Annotated in this window: 14 protein-coding genes and 1 tRNA gene; 12 read left to right on the top strand and 3 right to left on the bottom strand. The window is 65.3% G+C overall.

All coding sequences use genetic code 11. The annotated features are described in order from the left end of the window. The first annotated feature begins 80 nt into the window (after positions 1-80). The 8 genes from ACWF99_RS06380 (at position 81) to ACWF99_RS06415 (ending at position 9144) form a co-directional block, all read left to right on the top strand. A complete protein-coding gene (locus tag ACWF99_RS06380; protein WP_452535108.1) occupies positions 81-1631 on the top strand; it encodes an FAD-dependent monooxygenase in 1551 nt (516 codons plus the stop codon). Then, complete coding sequence (locus ACWF99_RS06385; RefSeq protein WP_452535110.1) at positions 1628-2074, top strand: nuclear transport factor 2 family protein; 447 nt, start codon at positions 1628-1630, stop codon at positions 2072-2074. The genes ACWF99_RS06380 and ACWF99_RS06385 overlap by 4 nt, the downstream gene beginning before the upstream one ends. 4 nt (positions 2075-2078) lie before the next feature. Beyond that, positions 2079-2630 carry a carboxymuconolactone decarboxylase family protein gene (locus ACWF99_RS06390; RefSeq protein WP_452535112.1) on the top strand — a complete coding sequence of 184 codons (552 nt, stop codon included), beginning with the start codon at positions 2079-2081 and terminating at the stop codon, positions 2628-2630. 35 nt (positions 2631-2665) lie between these two features. Continuing rightward, entirely contained in the window at positions 2666-4171 is a 1506-nt protein-coding gene (locus ACWF99_RS06395; protein WP_452535114.1) for an FAD-dependent oxidoreductase, read from the top strand. Continuing rightward, positions 4168-5520, top strand: coding sequence for an amidohydrolase family protein (locus ACWF99_RS06400; RefSeq protein WP_452535116.1), 1353 nt, complete (start codon positions 4168-4170; stop codon positions 5518-5520). Before ACWF99_RS06395 ends, ACWF99_RS06400 begins: the two co-directional genes overlap by 4 nt. Positions 5521-5679: 159 nt before the next feature. Continuing rightward, the gene (locus tag ACWF99_RS06405; RefSeq protein ID WP_452535118.1) at positions 5680-6981 is read left to right on the top strand and encodes an MFS transporter; all 1302 of its coding nucleotides are present in this window, start codon (positions 5680-5682) and stop codon (positions 6979-6981) included. Between the two features lie 35 nt (positions 6982-7016). Next, positions 7017-7835, top strand: coding sequence for an alpha/beta hydrolase fold domain-containing protein (locus tag ACWF99_RS06410; protein WP_452535120.1), 819 nt, complete (start codon positions 7017-7019; stop codon positions 7833-7835). 946 nt (positions 7836-8781) lie between these two features. Next, the gene (locus tag ACWF99_RS06415; protein ID WP_452535122.1) at positions 8782-9144 is read left to right on the top strand and encodes a hypothetical protein; all 363 of its coding nucleotides are present in this window, start codon (positions 8782-8784) and stop codon (positions 9142-9144) included. A 572-nt stretch (positions 9145-9716) separates the two neighbouring features. Here ACWF99_RS06415 and ACWF99_RS06420 read toward each other — a convergent pair. Further along, positions 9717-9790 (bottom strand) — tRNA-Pro (locus ACWF99_RS06420). 432 nt (positions 9791-10222) lie between these two features. Between ACWF99_RS06420 and ACWF99_RS06425 the strand changes: the two genes are divergently transcribed. Both ACWF99_RS06425 and ACWF99_RS06430 read left to right on the top strand, forming a co-directional pair. Further along, positions 10223-10714 (top strand): DinB family protein, encoded by a 492-nt coding sequence (locus ACWF99_RS06425; RefSeq protein ID WP_452535124.1) that lies wholly within the window; start codon positions 10223-10225, stop codon positions 10712-10714. Between the two features lie 49 nt (positions 10715-10763). Beyond that, positions 10764-11816, top strand: coding sequence for a fused (3R)-hydroxyacyl-ACP dehydratase subunits HadA/HadB (locus ACWF99_RS06430; RefSeq protein WP_452535125.1), 1053 nt, complete (start codon positions 10764-10766; stop codon positions 11814-11816). Between the two features lies 1 nt (position 11817). Here the strand turns inward: ACWF99_RS06430 and ACWF99_RS06435 are convergent, their stop codons facing one another. Beyond that, a complete protein-coding gene (locus ACWF99_RS06435) occupies positions 11818-12225 on the bottom strand; it encodes a helix-turn-helix domain-containing protein (RefSeq protein ID WP_378630344.1) in 408 nt (135 codons plus the stop codon). 227 nt (positions 12226-12452) lie between these two features. Here ACWF99_RS06435 and ACWF99_RS06440 point away from each other — a divergent pair, with 227 nt between their 5' ends. After that, the gene (locus tag ACWF99_RS06440; RefSeq protein WP_452535127.1) at positions 12453-14984 is read left to right on the top strand and encodes a molybdopterin-dependent oxidoreductase; all 2532 of its coding nucleotides are present in this window, start codon (positions 12453-12455) and stop codon (positions 14982-14984) included. 2 nt (positions 14985-14986) lie between these two features. Continuing rightward, on the top strand, positions 14987-15562 hold the full coding sequence (locus tag ACWF99_RS06445) for a TetR/AcrR family transcriptional regulator (RefSeq protein WP_378630341.1): 576 nt from the start codon (positions 14987-14989) through the stop codon (positions 15560-15562). Between the two features lies 1 nt (position 15563). Here ACWF99_RS06445 and ACWF99_RS06450 read toward each other — a convergent pair whose 3' ends face one another. Further along, positions 15564-16697: a helix-turn-helix transcriptional regulator gene (locus ACWF99_RS06450; RefSeq protein WP_378630339.1), complete on the bottom strand. Its 1134-nt coding sequence runs from the start codon at positions 16695-16697 to the stop codon at positions 15564-15566. Positions 16698-16760: the final 63 nt, after the last annotated feature.

Here is a 16760-nt window from a genome sequence, read left to right on the forward strand (position 1 = left end):
CCGATGCCCATCCAACGAAACATATCCAACGACGTCGAGCACTGCTGTCCGGGTGCACGACTCGTCTCTAAGGAGACACCATGACCGACAATGACGTCGACGTGATCGTAGTCGGCGGCGGGCCCTCCGGGCTGACCGTCGCCGCGGAGATCGCGGCCACCGGCGCGCAGGTTCTCGTCCTCGAAAAGCGCAGCAGCGACCCGGTGTCGCGGGCGGGCACACTGTTGCCGCGACCGCTGGAACTCTTCGACGCCCGCGGCATCGCAGACCGATTCATCAGCCGGACCTGCGAGATCAATCCGCACCCCTTTCAAAGCTGGCACATCTGGGGCGGCATGCACCCCATCGACTGGACGACCCGCGACTCACGGTTCCAGTTCACGCTGTTCCTCCCGCAACACGAGACCGAACTGATCCTGCACGACTGGGCGACCGACAAGGGTGTCGACATCCGGTTCCACCAGGAAGTCGTCGACCTGCAGTACGACGACGCAGACAGGGTGCTGGTCACCTCCCTCGACTCCGACGGGCACCCATGCCAGTCCAGTGCACGGTATGTCGTCGGCGCAGACGGTGGGCACAGCGCGGTCCGCAAACTGACGAACATCGCCTTCGAGGGCCGCGATGCCACGTTCACCGGCGTCATCGCCGATGCCGAAATGGCTTTTCCCTGGCCGGGCGGACTTCGTGTCGGGCACAACGAATACGGCTGGCTCACCACGTTTCCCTTCGGTCCCGGACTCACACGGTTCGTGATGGTCCACCGTGACGACCGCACCGAACCCAAGTCCGCCCCCGTCACCCTCGCCGGCCTGACCGAATGCGTAAGCCAGATCCTCGGCGAAACCGTGAGCATCCCCGGATTGCGGGCGTCCTCCCGCTACACCGACGCACAGCGGATCGCGACCCGATTCCGCAGCGACCGAGTATTCCTGGTCGGCGAATCCGCCCGAATTCACTACCCCGCCAGCGGAATGGGCATGAACTATTGCCTACAGGACGCGTTCAATCTGGGCTGGAAACTCGGCGCCGTCCTGCAAGGCCACGCCGATGAAGCGCTGCTGGACACCTACGAGACAGAGCGCCGACCGATCAGCCTCGATCTACTGCGCAGCGTCGACGCGCAGGTAGCGATCCAGTTCGACTTCAGCCCCGAGGGCCTCACACTATCGACCGCCCTGCAAGAGAAATTCCTCCCGATACCGGCGGTCAACTCCCTCCTGCAGCTCGAGCTGAACGGCCTCGAAACTCCCTATCCGTCGGTGGGGCCCGGCCACCCCATGGTCGGGCACCCTGTGCCCGACTTCGAACTGCTTCGCAGCGATGGATCCACCGTCCGCCTCTACGAGCTGCTGCGCGACGGACAATTCGTGCTGCTCGACCTCAGCGGCACCGGGACACTTGGTGACCTCGACTCCCCCGCGGTCCGTCTGGTGCAAGCACACCCCGCGAAGCTCCCGGAAGCGTTGGACAAGGCCATGTGCCTGCTTGTCCGCCCTGACACCTACCTCGCCTGGACGACCGAACTGCCGCCCGACCCGGCCGACGTACTGAGCCGGCTCGAACAGTGGCTCAACGTTCGAAACACACACTCACTCAGCACAAATCTCTTGAACGGACAACCCCGATGACCGAACGCAGCTTTACCCGCGCACGCACCGATGACCGGGCGCTCATCCACGCAGTAGTCCACCGCTACGCACATACCGCCCGCGACAAGATGGACTTCGCCGACATGCTGGCACTGTTCACCACCGACGCCGTGCTGGTCCTGCCCGACGGAACACCCATCCCACCGTCGGAACTCGGCAAAGTCATCCGCGACGGCGAGGCCGCCTACATTCGCCACCACATCACCACTGTCGACATCTGCTTCACCGGCCCCACTGAAGCACAGGTGGACACCTTCTTCTTCGCCATCACCGATGAAGCAGCCCCCGACCACTGGGGCATGTGGCGCGACACCTTCCGCAAGCAAGCCGACACCAGCTGGCTCATTCGGGAACGCGCCATCGTCGTCGAGGGATCCGCCCCCAGTGGTTGGTTCCATCGCACCTACGTCGCACAGGTCTGAACCCGTGGACACCGACGAACTGAGCCGACAGCAGCGACAGGTGTACGACGCGATCGTGAACGGACCAAGAGCATCTGGGCCGCAACACTTTCCACTCGTCGATGCGGCCGGTCAGCTCCAGGGCCCTTTCGGCCTCATGGTCGAATTCCCCGAGATCGGCGGACCGCTGCAGGCACTCGGTGCCGCCCTGCGCTACCGAACCACCCTCACCGGTCGAGAGCGCGAAATCGCGATCCTCACCGTCGCGCGCTGTACCGCAAATTCATTCGAACGGTATGCGCACGAAGCTGCCGGTCGCGCAGCCGGATTGGACGAGACGGAACTCGCTCGACTACATGCCGGAACATTCGTCACGGCCGACGCCAGAGAGGCCGCCGTCGCGATGCTCACCGCATGGGCGGTGGATCAGCCGACGCTCACCGGGATCGACCGCGTCACAGCACAGCCGCTCGACCGGACATCGATCGCCGAGGTGACGGCATTGGTCGGCTACTACCGCACCCTGGCTCAGCTCATGGGGTTGTTCGATATCGGAGCGCCCGCCGACCCCAACTGAGCCGATTCCGTCAATCCCCAACCTAAGGAAGAACCATGAACGTGGACGTAGTGGTCGTCGGTGGCGGCCCATCTGGACTGATGACGGCTGCCGAATTGGCCGCGGCCGGTGTCGATGTCGTTGTCCTGGAACGCCGGTCCGAGCCGGTGGGATCGAGGGCAGGCACCATATTGCCCCGCGTGCTCGAACTGTTCGACACCAGAGATCTGGCACAGACCTTCATCGACCGGGCACGGGCGATCCGGGACAACCCCCTGGTCCCGTTCCACATCTGGGCGGGGCTCCAGCCGCTGGACTGGGGCCATCTCGAATCACGGTTCGGCTACCGGCTCATCCTGCCGCAGAACATCACCGAGGAGCTGCTCGCCGAACACGCATCCGCACAGGGAGCGCGCATCGTGCGCGGGGCAGCGGTCGAAACCATCGAGCAGTTCGACGCGGGCGTCGCTGTTCGAGCACGGCTGACCGACGGCACCGAACAGACCTACTCCGCCAGATACGTCGTCGGGGCCGACGGTGCCCGCAGCATCGTCCGACGGGCGGCGGGTATCGAATTCGACGGCCACGACGCCACATTCACCGGCATGGTGGCCGACGTCGTCCTCGACTTCCCGTGGGACGCACCTCGCGCGAACGGGCACAACGAGCACGGCTGGGCCGCGGCTTTTCCCTTCGACGAGACCGGTCACATCACCCGGTTCAACATCGTGCACGAGCAACGTCGCCACGCCGACAAATCCGAGCCGGTCACCGTCGCCGAGGTTCACCAGTGCGTGCGCGAGATCTTCGGAGAATCCCTGGACTTCACCGAACTGCGTTGGGGTTCGCGCTACACCGACGAAACCCGTACCGCCTCGCGCTTCCGGGACCGCAGAATCGTGCTGGTCGGTGAAAGTACCCGGGTGCACTACCCCGCCAGCGGTGTCGGCATGAACTTCTGCCTGCAGGATGCGTTCAATCTGGGCTGGAAGCTGGCCGCGGTGATCAATGGTGTCGCCGAGGAATCGCTGCTCGACACCTACGAAGCCGAGCGACGACCGGTGACCGAAGCGCTGCTGGAAAGCGTTGCCGCACAGTGCGCTATGCAGTTCGATTTCAGCCCCGAGGGACTTGCCTACCGACGCTTCTTCGAACAGCGCCTCTTCCCCCTGCCCGAGGTGGGTCGGACGCTGGTTCGCGATCTGAACGGCCTGAGTTTTCCCTATCCACGCGAGGCCACCGATCATCCGTTCGTCGGCGAGCGCGCACCCGACCTCGTATTGCAGACTCGCGAGGGCCTCGTCAGGACCGGCGAATTGCTCCGTGGCCACGAATTCGTGCTCATCGATTGCACGGGTGAAAACCACTATGACGAACTGAAATTCGGCCGGACACCGGTCCGCGTCGTATCCGGGGTTATGGCCCCGGCACCAGCGGGACTGCACGATGTGCGCAGTCTGTTGTTGCGCCCCGACAGCTATGTAGCGTGGGCGGATACTGCCACGCCGACCCCCGAACGCGCCGTGGCGCAGATCGAGCGATGGCTGAAGGTCGAGCGATGACCGCGCGGCTGCTCCTGCGCGGAGCGCACATCGTCAGCATGGACGACGATCTCGGCGACCTGGTCGGCGACATCCTCATCGAAGGCACCCAGATCTCGGCCATGGCCGAACGCCTGGACATCTCCGACGCCGAGGTGATCGACGGCACCGGCTTGATCGCCATCCCCGGGATGATCGACACCCATCGCCACACCTGGCAGAGCGCGGTGCGCCACAGCTACGCCGATATGGATCCGGCACGGTATTTCGCCGAGATGCTGGTCGGTATCGGCGCCTCCTACCAGCCCGATGACGTCCATATCGGCAACAAGCTCGGCGCAGCAGCAGCATTGAGCGCCGGAACCACCACCATGGTGGACTGGTCCCACATCCAGAACACCCCGGCGCACTCGGACGCCGCCATCACCGGTCTGCGAGAGGCCGGCATCCGCGCGGTCTTCGCCCACGGCTGGCCACTGCTGACCGATGACCGTTGGACCAACCGCAGTGAACTCGGCCATCCTGACGATATTCGCCGCTTGCGCGCCGAATACTTCGCGAGCGACGACCAGCTACTGACGCTGGCAATGGCCGCACGCGGCCCCGAGATGGCAGCCGAGGACACCTGGGTTGCGGATCTGCGGCTCGCACGGGAACTCGACATCCGGACAACAGTGCACGTCGGCGCCTACCCCCACAACGCTCCCCACCGCGCCGTCGCCCAGTACGCCGGCCTCGGCCTGCTCTGCGACGACATGACCTTCGTGCACTGCAGCCGCAGCCACGACGACGAGTTCGCCATGATCGCCGACGCCGGAGCCACCGTATCGCTCGGCGTGCACTGCGAACTCAATTCCCAAGGTATGGGCGATATCCCACTCGACAAGCTCCTCGCCCGCGGCATCCGACCCAGCCTCAGCGGCGACACCGAAACCAAATGCAGCGGTGACATGTTCACCCAGATGCGCATGCTGTACGCCTACCACCGCTCCTGGATGGGTGGCGGACACTCCTCGGTGGACGGTGTGCCCGAGTTGCGGGTGCGTGATCTCCTCGAATTCGCCACGGTCCAAGGGGCTCGAGCGATCGGGATGAGCGACAAGATCGGCTCCCTGACGCCGGGCAAGCAAGCCGACATCGTCCTACTCCGCGCCGGCGACCTGAATCTCGGGCCGGTGACCAACCCGGTCTACTCGGTCGTGCTCGCCGCGCACGAGGGCAATGTCGACACGGTCCTCGTGGCAGGCCGTGTCGTCAAACGCGACGGCCGCTTCACGGATATCGACCCCGCGACCTTGATGGATTCGGCTCGGCGATCCCAGCAGCAGATCCTCGCCCGCAACCGGCCACCAGCTCGGCAACGCGCGTAGCGCCACGAGTCCAGCCACACGCACGCCCTCTGGAGGACCACCATGCTCGACCCCAAACTTTCCACAACAGATACCGTCACTATCGCCCCGGCATCGAGTCCCTCATTGATCGCTGCACGGATCGACCGAATTCCGTTCGGCCGCTTTCATACTCGGCTGATGAGTCAACTGGGTGCCGGCACCTTCTTCGACGGTTTCGACGCGATGACCATCGCCGTCGTTCTGCCGCTGATCGTGAAGTCCTTCGGCATCAGCCTCGCCGAAGCGGGCCTGATCATCAGCGCCGGCTACGTCGGGCAGTGGATCGGAATGCTGTTGGCCGGGGCCCTCGCCGACCGGGTCGGCAGGCGCCGACCATTCATCATCTCCCTCGTACTCTTCGGCGGCATGTCACTCGCATGCGCCTTCGCGTGGAACGAAACAAGCCTGCTGGTCTTTCGTTTGGTACAGGGACTCGGTCTCGGCGCGGAGATCCCGATCGCTGCGATCCTGCTGAGCGAGTATCTCGGACGACACGGTCGCGGTCGCTCCTTCGGGATCTACCAGTCACTGTTTGCCTGGGGAATCTTCTTCGCACCGTTGACCGCGCTCGCCGCGACCAGTGCGTTCGGACCGGAAACCGGTTGGCGGGTGCTGCTCGCGATCGGCGCGCTCCCCCTGGTCATCGCGGCATGGGCCTACTTCGCACTGCCCGAGTCCGCGCGCTGGCTGGCAGTCAAAGGTCGTGCCGCCGAGGCCGACAGCTACGTGCGGGCGATGGAAGACGACGCTGCCGGGCACGGCACCGAACTCCTGAAGCCGGAGGAATCGTCGACGCAGACCGAGGACACATTCAGATTCATTGAACTGCTCTCCCCTGCGTACCGCGCTCGCACGCTGATGCTGGCCGTAGTCTGGTTCGCCACCTTCTTCGTGAATTATGGGTGTCTCAGCTGGTTGCCGACCATGTACGTCCAGGTCGGTCGACTGCCTCAATCACAGTCACTACTGCTTGCCATTGTGACCAGCGGATTGCAACTGGTCGTCATCTACATCGTGGTATCCCTGATCGACCGCGTCGGCCGAAGGCCACTACTGATCGCGGGTCTAGCCGTGGCAGCGATCGGCGCACTCTACGGCTTCATCGCAATCGGACTCCTCGGCCACACCTCCTGGCAGATCATGTTCGTCAGCGGCTGCACCATGGTCGTCGGCACCACCGTGCCCGCGGTCTTCCTCTACCTCTACACCAGCGAGCTCTACCCGACCCGCATGCGCGGCTGGGCCACCTCTGCCACCGCGAGCCTCAACAAACTCGCATCGATCATCGCCCCGACGATCTTCGGATTCATGCTCTCCGGGCACGGCGGCACACCAGCAGTATTCACCGCCCTCGGTGTCGCCGCCGCGATAGCACTTGCCGCTGTCGCTTTCGGCGCCATCGAAACCCGCAACCGCTCGCTCGAGGAAACCTCCGCGTGAGGCATCTGGGCATCGACGAACCAGTCAGGACAACTATGCGCCCCAGCACCACCGAGTACGACATTCCCTACGCCGTCGTCGACGAGACGACGCTGGCATTGGATCTGTATCGACCGCAGTCGGATACCGATGTTCCGGTCGTTGTCTACCTCCACGGCGGCGGCTGGAAAGCCGGCGACAAACGCGACAACTCCGAGGACAGATTGGCGGCGGTGGCTCGGACAGGAATCGCCGTCGCCTCGGTGAACTATCGCCTCGCACCCGAAGCGACCTACCCGGCGCCGGTTCACGATGTGAAAGCCGCGGTGCGCTGGCTGCGCGCACACGGATCCCACTACGGACTGGCCGTGCAAAACATCGGACTGTGGGGAGCCTCGGCGGGCGGCTGTTTGGCAGCGATGGTTGCGCTCAGTGCCGACGACCCAGATCTCGACGGTCATGTCGGTGACCACCCTCAAGAGCGGAGTTCGGTCCAGGCGGTAGCCACCTGGTTCGCACCGACGGACCTGATAGCCAACAGTCGGCGCTCATGGCTCGAACAGCTCATCCTCGAACCGCCCGTTGAGGACTCACTCTTCGGCCACGGGCCGATCGCCGCCAATGACGAGCGCGTCAGAGCAGCGAGCCCAGTGCACCGAGTACACCCTCACGCACCGCCATTTCTCATCGCACACGGCGACCGCGACAGAATTGTTCCCGAATCGCAAGGGCGATACCTGCACGACGCATTGACTCGGGCAGGAGTTCCGTCGACGTTCTGTGTACTCGGAAACGCAGGGCACGAAGGCCATGAATTCGACACCAGAGCCAACATCGAGCTCACCGCGGCGTGGCTGAAGGCACATTTGTCGTGACATCTCGACATCCACAAGAAACCGGTACTCAGCGCTGATCAGGCCTATCACGCTCTGGTCCGGCGGGCCCGCGCCAATAGCTCGGTCAACCCCGGTCTCGTTCCACCCGGTCGTCGCTTCGAGATCCTCGAGGATCACGGCGACCGCTTGCCCGGCGTAGCCCTACTCACCGCGGCGCCCACCATCGTCTGCATCGCGGCCCAACAGGGCGTGAGCTTCTACGCGGCGATCGCGTGATTTTCCAGCTCATGCAGCCTTCCCTGGTAACGGGTCGAGCAACATCACCTACGTGCTGTTCTTCTTCGCCCTCCATGGCGTCGGCCCGCTGATCGCCAACGTCGTCGGCTCGGCGGTGAGCACCAGCATCGCCAAGGCCGGCGCTTCGTCTACGAACTCGAGACCTACCGCAACGAGAACCAGGTTCCCTTCGAAGCGATCCGCACCTCCTGCACCCGCAACCTGACACTGATGGTGCAGCACTCCACCGCCGCCGAACCAGTGGATCCGAGCCGCCGAAGGAAACCGGCAGGCTGCGCGCCCAGCAGGGTGTGCCGCTGGCCGAGACCCTGTCCGAGCGGAAAGGTCGACGACGTCTGCCTGCGTGTGATGGTGGTCCAGTCGGTGCCCCACTTCCGAACCGGGCACCGTGGCGGAACTCGGCACGAGCGTGGTACCCACTCTTCAGCCTGACCTGGACGTCGTAGCGCGTGCGGCCGGGGCTACGCGTCGACGCTACGACCACCTGTGTCTGCGCGCGGGCCGGCAACTGCCACGGGTCGCGACCCAGCAGTATCTTTCTACGTCGCTCACCGATCATGCGGCCGCCTGAGCACTTACCAGAAGTCGGTCGTGGCCGAACGGTCCGCTCTTCCAGCGCCATTACCACTTCGGCAACCCTCGAAAGCCGGACCAACAAATCACCTTCGTAACTCAGCGCAGGGCCCTCATGAACCACCTCAAACGCCACGGAACCCGACGCGGCAGCACCCCCGGCACCCCGCTACTGCGCTTCGGCAACAAACAGCCCCTCACCGCCCGCCGCTACGACAACCTCTGGTCCAGACTGGCCGCCCACATCCCCTGGGTCGCCGCACAACAAGTCACCACACACTGGCTCAGGCACACGACCCTCACCTGGGTCGAACGCCACTACGGCTACGCCACCGCCCGTGCCTACGCCGGCCACACCACCCACCGACCTGGCACCACCGCTACCTACGTCAAGGCCGATATCCACGAAATCGCTACCGCCCTGGCAACACTGACGCAGGAACCACAACCACTCGCCCTATCCGACTACCACGCCTAGAGGTGGCGATCCGGCCAGGCACGCCTGGTCTGCGGGCCGGGCCCGATCGCCGCCGCGATGAGATTGTGGACATCGTTTGCCCGGCATAACCACAACGACGAGGCGCGTCTTTCGTTGGAACCCAGGCTGGCGCTCTCGACTCGTGCGCGAACGTGCTCGTCTCGGCTGATCGATCGGCCGAGACGAGCCTTCCCCATTCACCCACGCGCCGCCGCCACGTCGCGGGGCGGTCCCACCCTATGCGGATGGGTACCTCGATCACGCGAGCCACGCTTCATCCACCATCACCGAGCGAGGGGACCTTCACACACTATGGCGAGCGGCACGCGTACATCCTCCTTGTATCGCCCGCTATCGCTTGAAGGAAGCACTCGATAGGAGCACCGTCGGCGCTGTCCGGGTCCAAGGAGGAGCGAGCCGAAAGATCAGGACGCACGGTGAGGCCTCCACCAATCCTGGACAACCGATCATATTCAAAAATGAGGGGTTTCTGTGGTGGCGGGGCAAAAAACGTCAAATGACCAGGTACAAGAAAACCCTCTCCGACCAAGGTCAGAGAGGGTTTTCTACTGTCGGGCTGACAGGATTTGAACCTGCGACCACCTGACCCCCAGTCAGGTGCGCTACCAAGCTGCGCCACAGCCCGTTCTTGCCCCCGTCTCCGGGTGCTCGAAAAGATTACCTCACCTCTTGGCGAAGGTACTAATCGGCTGGTAGATGCACCTTTTTGTCGATCCGGAGGAGTGTCGGCGGACTTGCGGCGGAGCCTGCAACCGCGTCGAGTTCGTAGGGGTCCCATCCGGTTCCGTGAAGGTTCCCAGGTTCGGCGCGCGGGGTTCCGCGCTGAGCAGTGGCATGACAGACTGACGACAGGCGGCGTCGAGTTCTTCGGCGCTCGACCGGTATCGGCTGCGGTGAAGATCGACCCGCATCGCCTTGGTGAGCGCGCGTTCCGCGACGAACACATCAGATTCCCCCTCCCCTGGTTCGCCTCCGTCACTGGACGCGCCGAGCCGTGCCCTGCCGACTGCCGGCCACCCCGGGGCCTTCGATCAGCAAGAGAATGGAGTGAAAGTTTATGGTTACCAACACGATTACCACCGGCACCGAGCGAACGATCATCGAGAACGCGCTCGATCGCAACCGCGAGGCGCTCATCGCGACCGCACGCGGGTTGTCCGACGCCGATGCTCGGCGACGGCTTGTCGCGTCGTTGACGACACCGATCTCCTTGATCAAACATGCCGCCGCCGCGGAGCGGATCTGGTTCCAGCGGTTCTGGGCGGGGCTCGACGAAGCCGAATGCGACGGATACTCGAAACGCGACGAGGGCACGTTCGCCGTGGCCGACGACGAGTCGCTGGCCGACGTCATCGCGGAGTTCGAGCGTGCGAGCAGCCGATCACGGGCGATCGCCGCGCGGTTCGACCTGGAGGACACCAAGCGCAATCCCCGGGAGGGGACTGTCAGCATGCGGTGGACTCTGCTCGCCATGATCGAGGAATTCGCGCGCCACGCAGGCCACGGTGACATCCTGCGCGAGCAGATCGATCGGACTACGACACTCTGAGAACAGCAAATATCGCTCGCACGGCTAACAATTGGTTACTTTGCTGAGTGTGCGGACAACTCCAGACGACTCCAGATCGCTCGATTCACCCGCCGATTCGGTGGCCTCCGCGACGACGGTCGGGCAGTCCTATCGAACCGGCGACTGCTACGTCGTCGGGCGCGAGAAGATCCGGGAGTTTGCCCGTGCGGTTCAGGATGATCATCCCGCGCACCACTGCGAGCAAGCGGCCGAAGACCACGGTTACGGTGGCCTGGTCGCGCCGTTGACTTTCGTCTCGATCCCCGCGTTTCTGGCCCAGATCGAGATGTTCGATCGGGTGGCCGAAGGCTATGACCTGACCCAGATCATGCAGACCGACTACGGCCTCATCATCGACAGGCCGATCCTCGCGGGCGATTCGTTGCGCTTCGAGGTCGAACTCGAATCACGCCGAAAAGCGTTCGGGGGCGACATCTTCGGATTCAAGTGTGCGGTCACCGACCAGTACGGCAAGGAAGTCGTCACCACCCGCACGTCGTTCGCCGGCCGGCCGGAGGTGAACGTCGCCGCGGCGCGAATATGCGATCGACTGGTGATGCAGAACTTCCGTCATGGCGCGTCGATTCCGCGACAGCACCACACACCCGAGCATGCCGCGCCGGCGCGCCCGGCACCGACCGCGGACCCGGGCCGGAATATGGTGCCGTTCAGCACCGTCGCCGTCGGCGACGAGCTGCCGCCCAGGATCGTGGCTGTGACGCTCGGTGACCTGGTCAACTACGCGGGCGTGGCCGGCGACCCGAACCCCATTCACTGGAGCAAGGAGGCGGCGGCGTCGGTGAATCTGGAATCGCCTGTCGCGCAAGGCATGCTGATGATCGGGATCGGTGCGGGGTACGTGACCTCATGGGCAGGCGGTCCCGGTGCGGTGACCGAATACGCGGTGCGATCGACCAGCCCGGTCTACGTCTCCGGCAGCGGAGCGATCGTCGAATACACCGGCAGGGTGAAGGCGGTCGACGCAGACCGCAAGACCGCGACGATCGCGGTCACCGCCACACAGGACGGCAGGAAGATCTTCGGACGAGCGGTTGCGGTGATCCAGTGCGCGGACCGCTAGGTCAATCGTCGAGGCAAATGGCGAGCAATCTGTCACTCACACGGAGACGCTCGGCCATCGCGACGAGGATGTCCATGGCCTCACTCGACAAGCCGACAGCACGCAGCAGCAGGGCGCGCGGTTCCTCGAGTTCGAGCGCTCGGATGAGCGTGTGATCGTCGACGCCCGGATGATGCGGGGCGAGGAAGAAGTAATCGGGCGTGACCTGGAAATAGTCGGCCAGCGCCGAAACAGTCTTCGCCGAGGGATTCTCGCGATTCCCGGATCGTAGCTGGGACAGGTACGGTGCGGAGATGCTGTGACCGGCCGCCTGGAGCATGCGCGCCACTTGGCGGTTTGTGCACTGACGCACGTCCGGACCCGAGGGGTTGTCGAAGAGTTCGTTGAGGCGGGCGGCGAAGTGCGTCACAGCAGTTCCTCGGCGTCAAGTTGGTCAGAAGACCATCATGAGACGCGCACTGTGTTCCCGGCAATAGTCCTAGCAAACTTGCGGCGCTCGTCACAAAATCTCCACCACTGGACTGTTCGGGATAACGACCGCCGATTCGTGTCGGCCGACGCGGAAGACCAGGTCAGCGACCGCGTTGACCGCCATCAGCCCGCGCCGATGTCCTGTTCTATGCAATACTGCATAGCATGCGTCTGACCAGCCCGGAATCCGATGACAACACCGCCGAGACCGCGCGGTGGCGCAAGACGGCCTGCATTCTCTGTGAATGCAACTGCGGTCTCGAGATCCAGACCGATGGCCGCAACCTGGTGAAGATTCGTGGCGACAAACAACATCCGGGGTCGGCGGGCTACACGTGCGAGAAGCCGCTACGGCTCGACAAGTACCAGTCGGGCGCGCACCGCATCGACACTCCGCTGCGACGCACCGCGGACGGTACGTACGAGCCGATCGACTGGGACACCGCGCTCGATGAGATCGCCACCAAGCTCGCCGGGGTTCGTGACACGCACGGGGGCGAGTCGATCTTCTTCTACGGCGGGGGCGGGCAGGGCAATCACCTCGGTGGCGCCTACGGCCGGGCGCTGTATCACGCGGTCGGTGGCCGGTATATGTCGAATGCGCTGGCGCAGGAGAAGACCGGTGAATCCTGGGTCGATTCCCAGCTCTACGGCAATCACACCACCGGCGATTTCGAGCACACCGAGGTCGCGATCTTCGTCGGCAAGAATCCCTGGCAGTCCCACGGCATCGCGCAGGCGCGGCCGGTGCTGCGCGAAATCGCGCGGGATCCGAACCGGACGATGATCGTCATCGACCCGCGCGTCAGCGAGACCGCGGCGCTGGCCGACTATCACCTGCAGGTCAAGCCGGGCACCGACGCGTGGTGCGTGTCGGCGATCGCGGCGACGCTGGTGCAGGAGAACCTGCACGACGAGGGGTGGTTGGCCGAACACGCGACCGGTGTCGCACCGGTGTTGCGAGCGTTGCGGGCGGTCGACATCAGCGCGAACGCGCACCGCTGCGGTCTCGACGAGACGCTGATCCGCACCGTCGCGCGCCGGATCGCCGCCGCGAAGAGCGTCGCCACCTATGAGGACCTCGGCGTGCAGCAGTCACCCAACAGCACCCTGGTCGCCTACCTGAACAAGATGTTGTGGATCCTGACCGGCAACTTCGCCAAACCCGGTGGGGTGCATATCCATTCGTGGATGTTTCCGCTCGCCGGACGTTGGCACGCCATCCCGAAGGAGGCCGGGGCGGGGAGGGCGCAGCGCCTGCGGCGTGGCGTCGCGACCATGGCGATGCGCTACGGTGCCACGCCCGCGCGCCGGTTGATCGCCGCGACCGCGCGACGTGGCGCGATCTCGCGGAACGTGGCCGGACTGACGGCGAGCACCACGCTCGACGTGTTCTTCGACGCTGTGGCGGTGCCGATCGCCCGCACGATCGCGGACACGCTGAGCATGGTCGACGGTCCCACCCGCACACCGGTTTCCGGGGCCCGGATTCTTTACGGCCTGATCCCGTGCAACTCGATCGCCGACGAGATCCTCACCGACCACCCCGACCGGTTGCGGGCCATGTGGATCGATTCGTCGAATCCCGCGCACTCGCTGGCGGATTCGGCGCGATTCGTGGCGGCGATGCGGTCGCTGGAGCTGTCGGTGGTCGTCGATGTGGCGATGACCGAGACCGCTCGCCAGGCCGACTATGTGCTGCCCGCGGCGAGCCAGTTCGAGAAGTACGAGGCGTCGCTGTTCACGCTGCACTTCCCGCACAACAGCTTTCAGATGCGCGTGCCGTTGATGGCGCCGTTGCCGGGCACCCGGCCCGAACCCGAGATCTACGGTGCGGTGATCGACCGTCTCGGCGTGGTCGAGCCCCGGCTGCTCGAGGAGCTGGCCGCAGCGGCGCGGGTGAGCCGGGAGGCGTTCGCGCTCGCCCTGTTCTCCACGCTGAAGGCGCGCCCCGAACTGGCCGGGCTGACACCGTATCTGCTGTACCGGACCTTGGGCGCGAGCCTTCCGGACGGGGAAGCCGCGCTGGCGCTGGCATGGGGATTCGCGCTGCTGTGCGTGATCTCCCAGCCCGACGCCGTGGCCAGGGCGGGGTTCACCGGATCCGGGTTCGGGCAGGCCGAGGAGTTGTTCGAGGCTGTGCGCGCGCACCCGGAAGGGGTGATGTTCTCCGATGACCGCTACGAGGACGCGTGGCGCTACATCCAGCACGCCGACGGCAAGATCCACGCCGCCATCCCGGAACTGCTCGACGAACTGCGCGCGGTCTGCGCGGTCGACCCCGACTACACCAGCGAGGAGTACCCGTTCACCCTGTCCGCCGGTGAGCGGCGCGCGTTCACGGCGAACGTGATCATCCGCAACCCGGACTGGCGTCGCCGCGACCGTGAGGGCGCGCTGCGGATCGCGGTGGCCGATGCCGAGCGGCTCGCGCTGAGCACCGGCGATAGGGTGCGTGTGGTCACCGAATCCGGTTCGGCGACCACGTCGATCGAGATCAGCGAGATGATGCAGGCAGGACATATTTCACTCCCCAACGGCATGGGTGTCTCCTATCCGGGCGCGGACACTGTCGTCGGTGTCGCGCTCAATACACTGACCTCGACGTCGCGACGCGACAAGTTCTTCGGCAGCCCCTGGCACAAGAACGTTCCCGCCCGTATCGAGGTGCTCACGGCGCCGGTGAAGGAGGCCTGACGGTGGGAGCTCGTACCAACACCCGGCAGAAGATGCTGGGCAGTGCGATCGAACTGCTGCGGGAACGCGGCGCGGCGGGCGTGACCGTCGACGCGGTACTCGCCCGCAGCAGCGCTCCGCGGGGCTCGGTGTATCACCACTTCCCCGGCGGCCGCGCCCAGATCATGACCGAATCGCTCACTCTCGCAGGCGATACGATCAGCGCCCTCATCGAGGAGGCCGCCAAGCGGGGCGCCGCCGGGGTGCTGGCCGGGATCGCCGAGTTCTGGACCGCGATCCTGCTGACGTCCGATTTCGAGGCGGGCTGTCCGGTGGTGTCGGTGGCGGTAGGCGGGTCGCCCGAGGACCGCCATCTGCAACCCGAGGTTGCCGCCATCTTGCAGCGTTGGCACGACACCCTGACCGTCGCGATCGCCGCGGAAGGCGTCGCACCGGCACGCGCCGAACGCTTGGCCACCATGGCGATCGCGAGCGTCGAAGGGGCGGTGATCCTGTGCCGCGTCCACCGCTCGACTACCGCGCTCGACGAGGTCGTCGAGGAATTGCGCGTCCTGCTCGCCACCGCCGTCGGCACCTAGGTCAGTACGTCGGCCAGGGCCCACCCCGGATCGGTTTGGTGGCGGTGACGCGCTGCTCGTTGTCCCGGAAGCGGGGTTCGTAGTGGGTGAAGAACACCTTGGCGACCAGGTCTCGGCGGCTGTGGACACCGGTTTTGTCGAAGATGCTCTTCAGATGCTGCTGCACGGTGTGGGCCGAGACGGTCATGTCGTGGGCGATCTGCGAGGTCGAGGCGCCCTGCAGCACAAGCCGGGTGACGTCGCGTTCGCGCTCGGTGAGCCCATAGGCCGACATCAGCAGCGGGTAGATCCGGCTGGGGTGGGCCGGTTCGATGATCACCGCGACCCTGGTCTGTGCTGACGAGGTCAGGCGGGCGCCGTGCAACACCACCCAGGTTCCCGACCTGCTCAGCGCTCGCGACACCAGTACCTCGTCGGGTCGGTCGTCCGCCGCGTTGCGAAACGCGCGGGCGGCGAGGGTCACCACGGCGCTCGGCAGCTTCTGGCGATCCCAGTCGCCGTCGGGCAGGTCACCGAGCCAGCGCTGCACGCCGGCGCTGGCCGATTCGATCTCGCAGGCCGAGTTGAGCACCAGCAGACCGGGCGAGTCCCCGTATTCGGGTTCGTCCGCCTGCCCGATCAGCAGCGCCCGGCGCACGCCGTCGGCCAGTGTCGGCGCCACGGTCGCCACGAATTCCTTCTCGGCGGGATCGAACATCGCGGCGCCGGGTTCGCGATAGAGCGCGAGCGCGCCCCATACCTCGCCGGAGCGGGTGCGCAACCGGGCGATCAATTCCTGGTCCCCGCCCATCGTCATATTGCGTTGCCAGCGTTCGCTGTTCGAGGGGTCTCCACCAGTGGTGTCGTGCAGCGTCGACAATCCGGTCGCCGACTTGACGACGTCGACGATGCCGTTGCGTTCCTCGCCGTACTCGGCGGCCAGCCACTGCGGCGGAAACTCGGCGAGGCCGAGATGGAAGTGACTGGTCATCAGCAGCGACGCGGGATCGAGGGTGTACCAGCACGGCGTCCAGTAGTGCGGGACCGCGGTGGCCAGCACCTCCGTCGTCTCCTGCCACAGCGACACCAGATCGTGCGGCTCCCGGCACAACCGCCCGATCTTGTCGGCGGCGCGTTGCCTCGCATCCGTGCTCACAGATCAACGGTAGGCCGCGGCCGGACCAGGGGAAATACCAGATTTGTGGAATGTCGCGGCGAC

This window comes from Nocardia sp. NPDC055002, from assembly GCF_053608825.1.

Coding starts and splice junctions, on each gene's coding strand:
- ACWF99_RS06380 (WP_452535108.1), top strand. CDS start 81: ATGACCGACAATGACGTCGACGTGATCGTAGTCGGCGGCGGGCCCTCC.
- ACWF99_RS06385 (WP_452535110.1), top strand. CDS start 1,628: ATGACCGAACGCAGCTTTACCCGCGCACGCACCGATGACCGGGCGCTC.
- ACWF99_RS06395 (WP_452535114.1), top strand. CDS start 2,666: ATGAACGTGGACGTAGTGGTCGTCGGTGGCGGCCCATCTGGACTGATG.
- ACWF99_RS06400 (WP_452535116.1), top strand. CDS start 4,168: ATGACCGCGCGGCTGCTCCTGCGCGGAGCGCACATCGTCAGCATGGAC.
- ACWF99_RS06405 (WP_452535118.1), top strand. CDS start 5,680: ATGAGTCAACTGGGTGCCGGCACCTTCTTCGACGGTTTCGACGCGATG.
- ACWF99_RS06410 (WP_452535120.1), top strand. CDS start 7,017: ATGCGCCCCAGCACCACCGAGTACGACATTCCCTACGCCGTCGTCGAC.
- ACWF99_RS06415 (WP_452535122.1), top strand. CDS start 8,782: ATGAACCACCTCAAACGCCACGGAACCCGACGCGGCAGCACCCCCGGC.
- ACWF99_RS06425 (WP_452535124.1), top strand. CDS start 10,223: ATGGTTACCAACACGATTACCACCGGCACCGAGCGAACGATCATCGAG.
- ACWF99_RS06440 (WP_452535127.1), top strand. CDS start 12,453: ATGCGTCTGACCAGCCCGGAATCCGATGACAACACCGCCGAGACCGCG.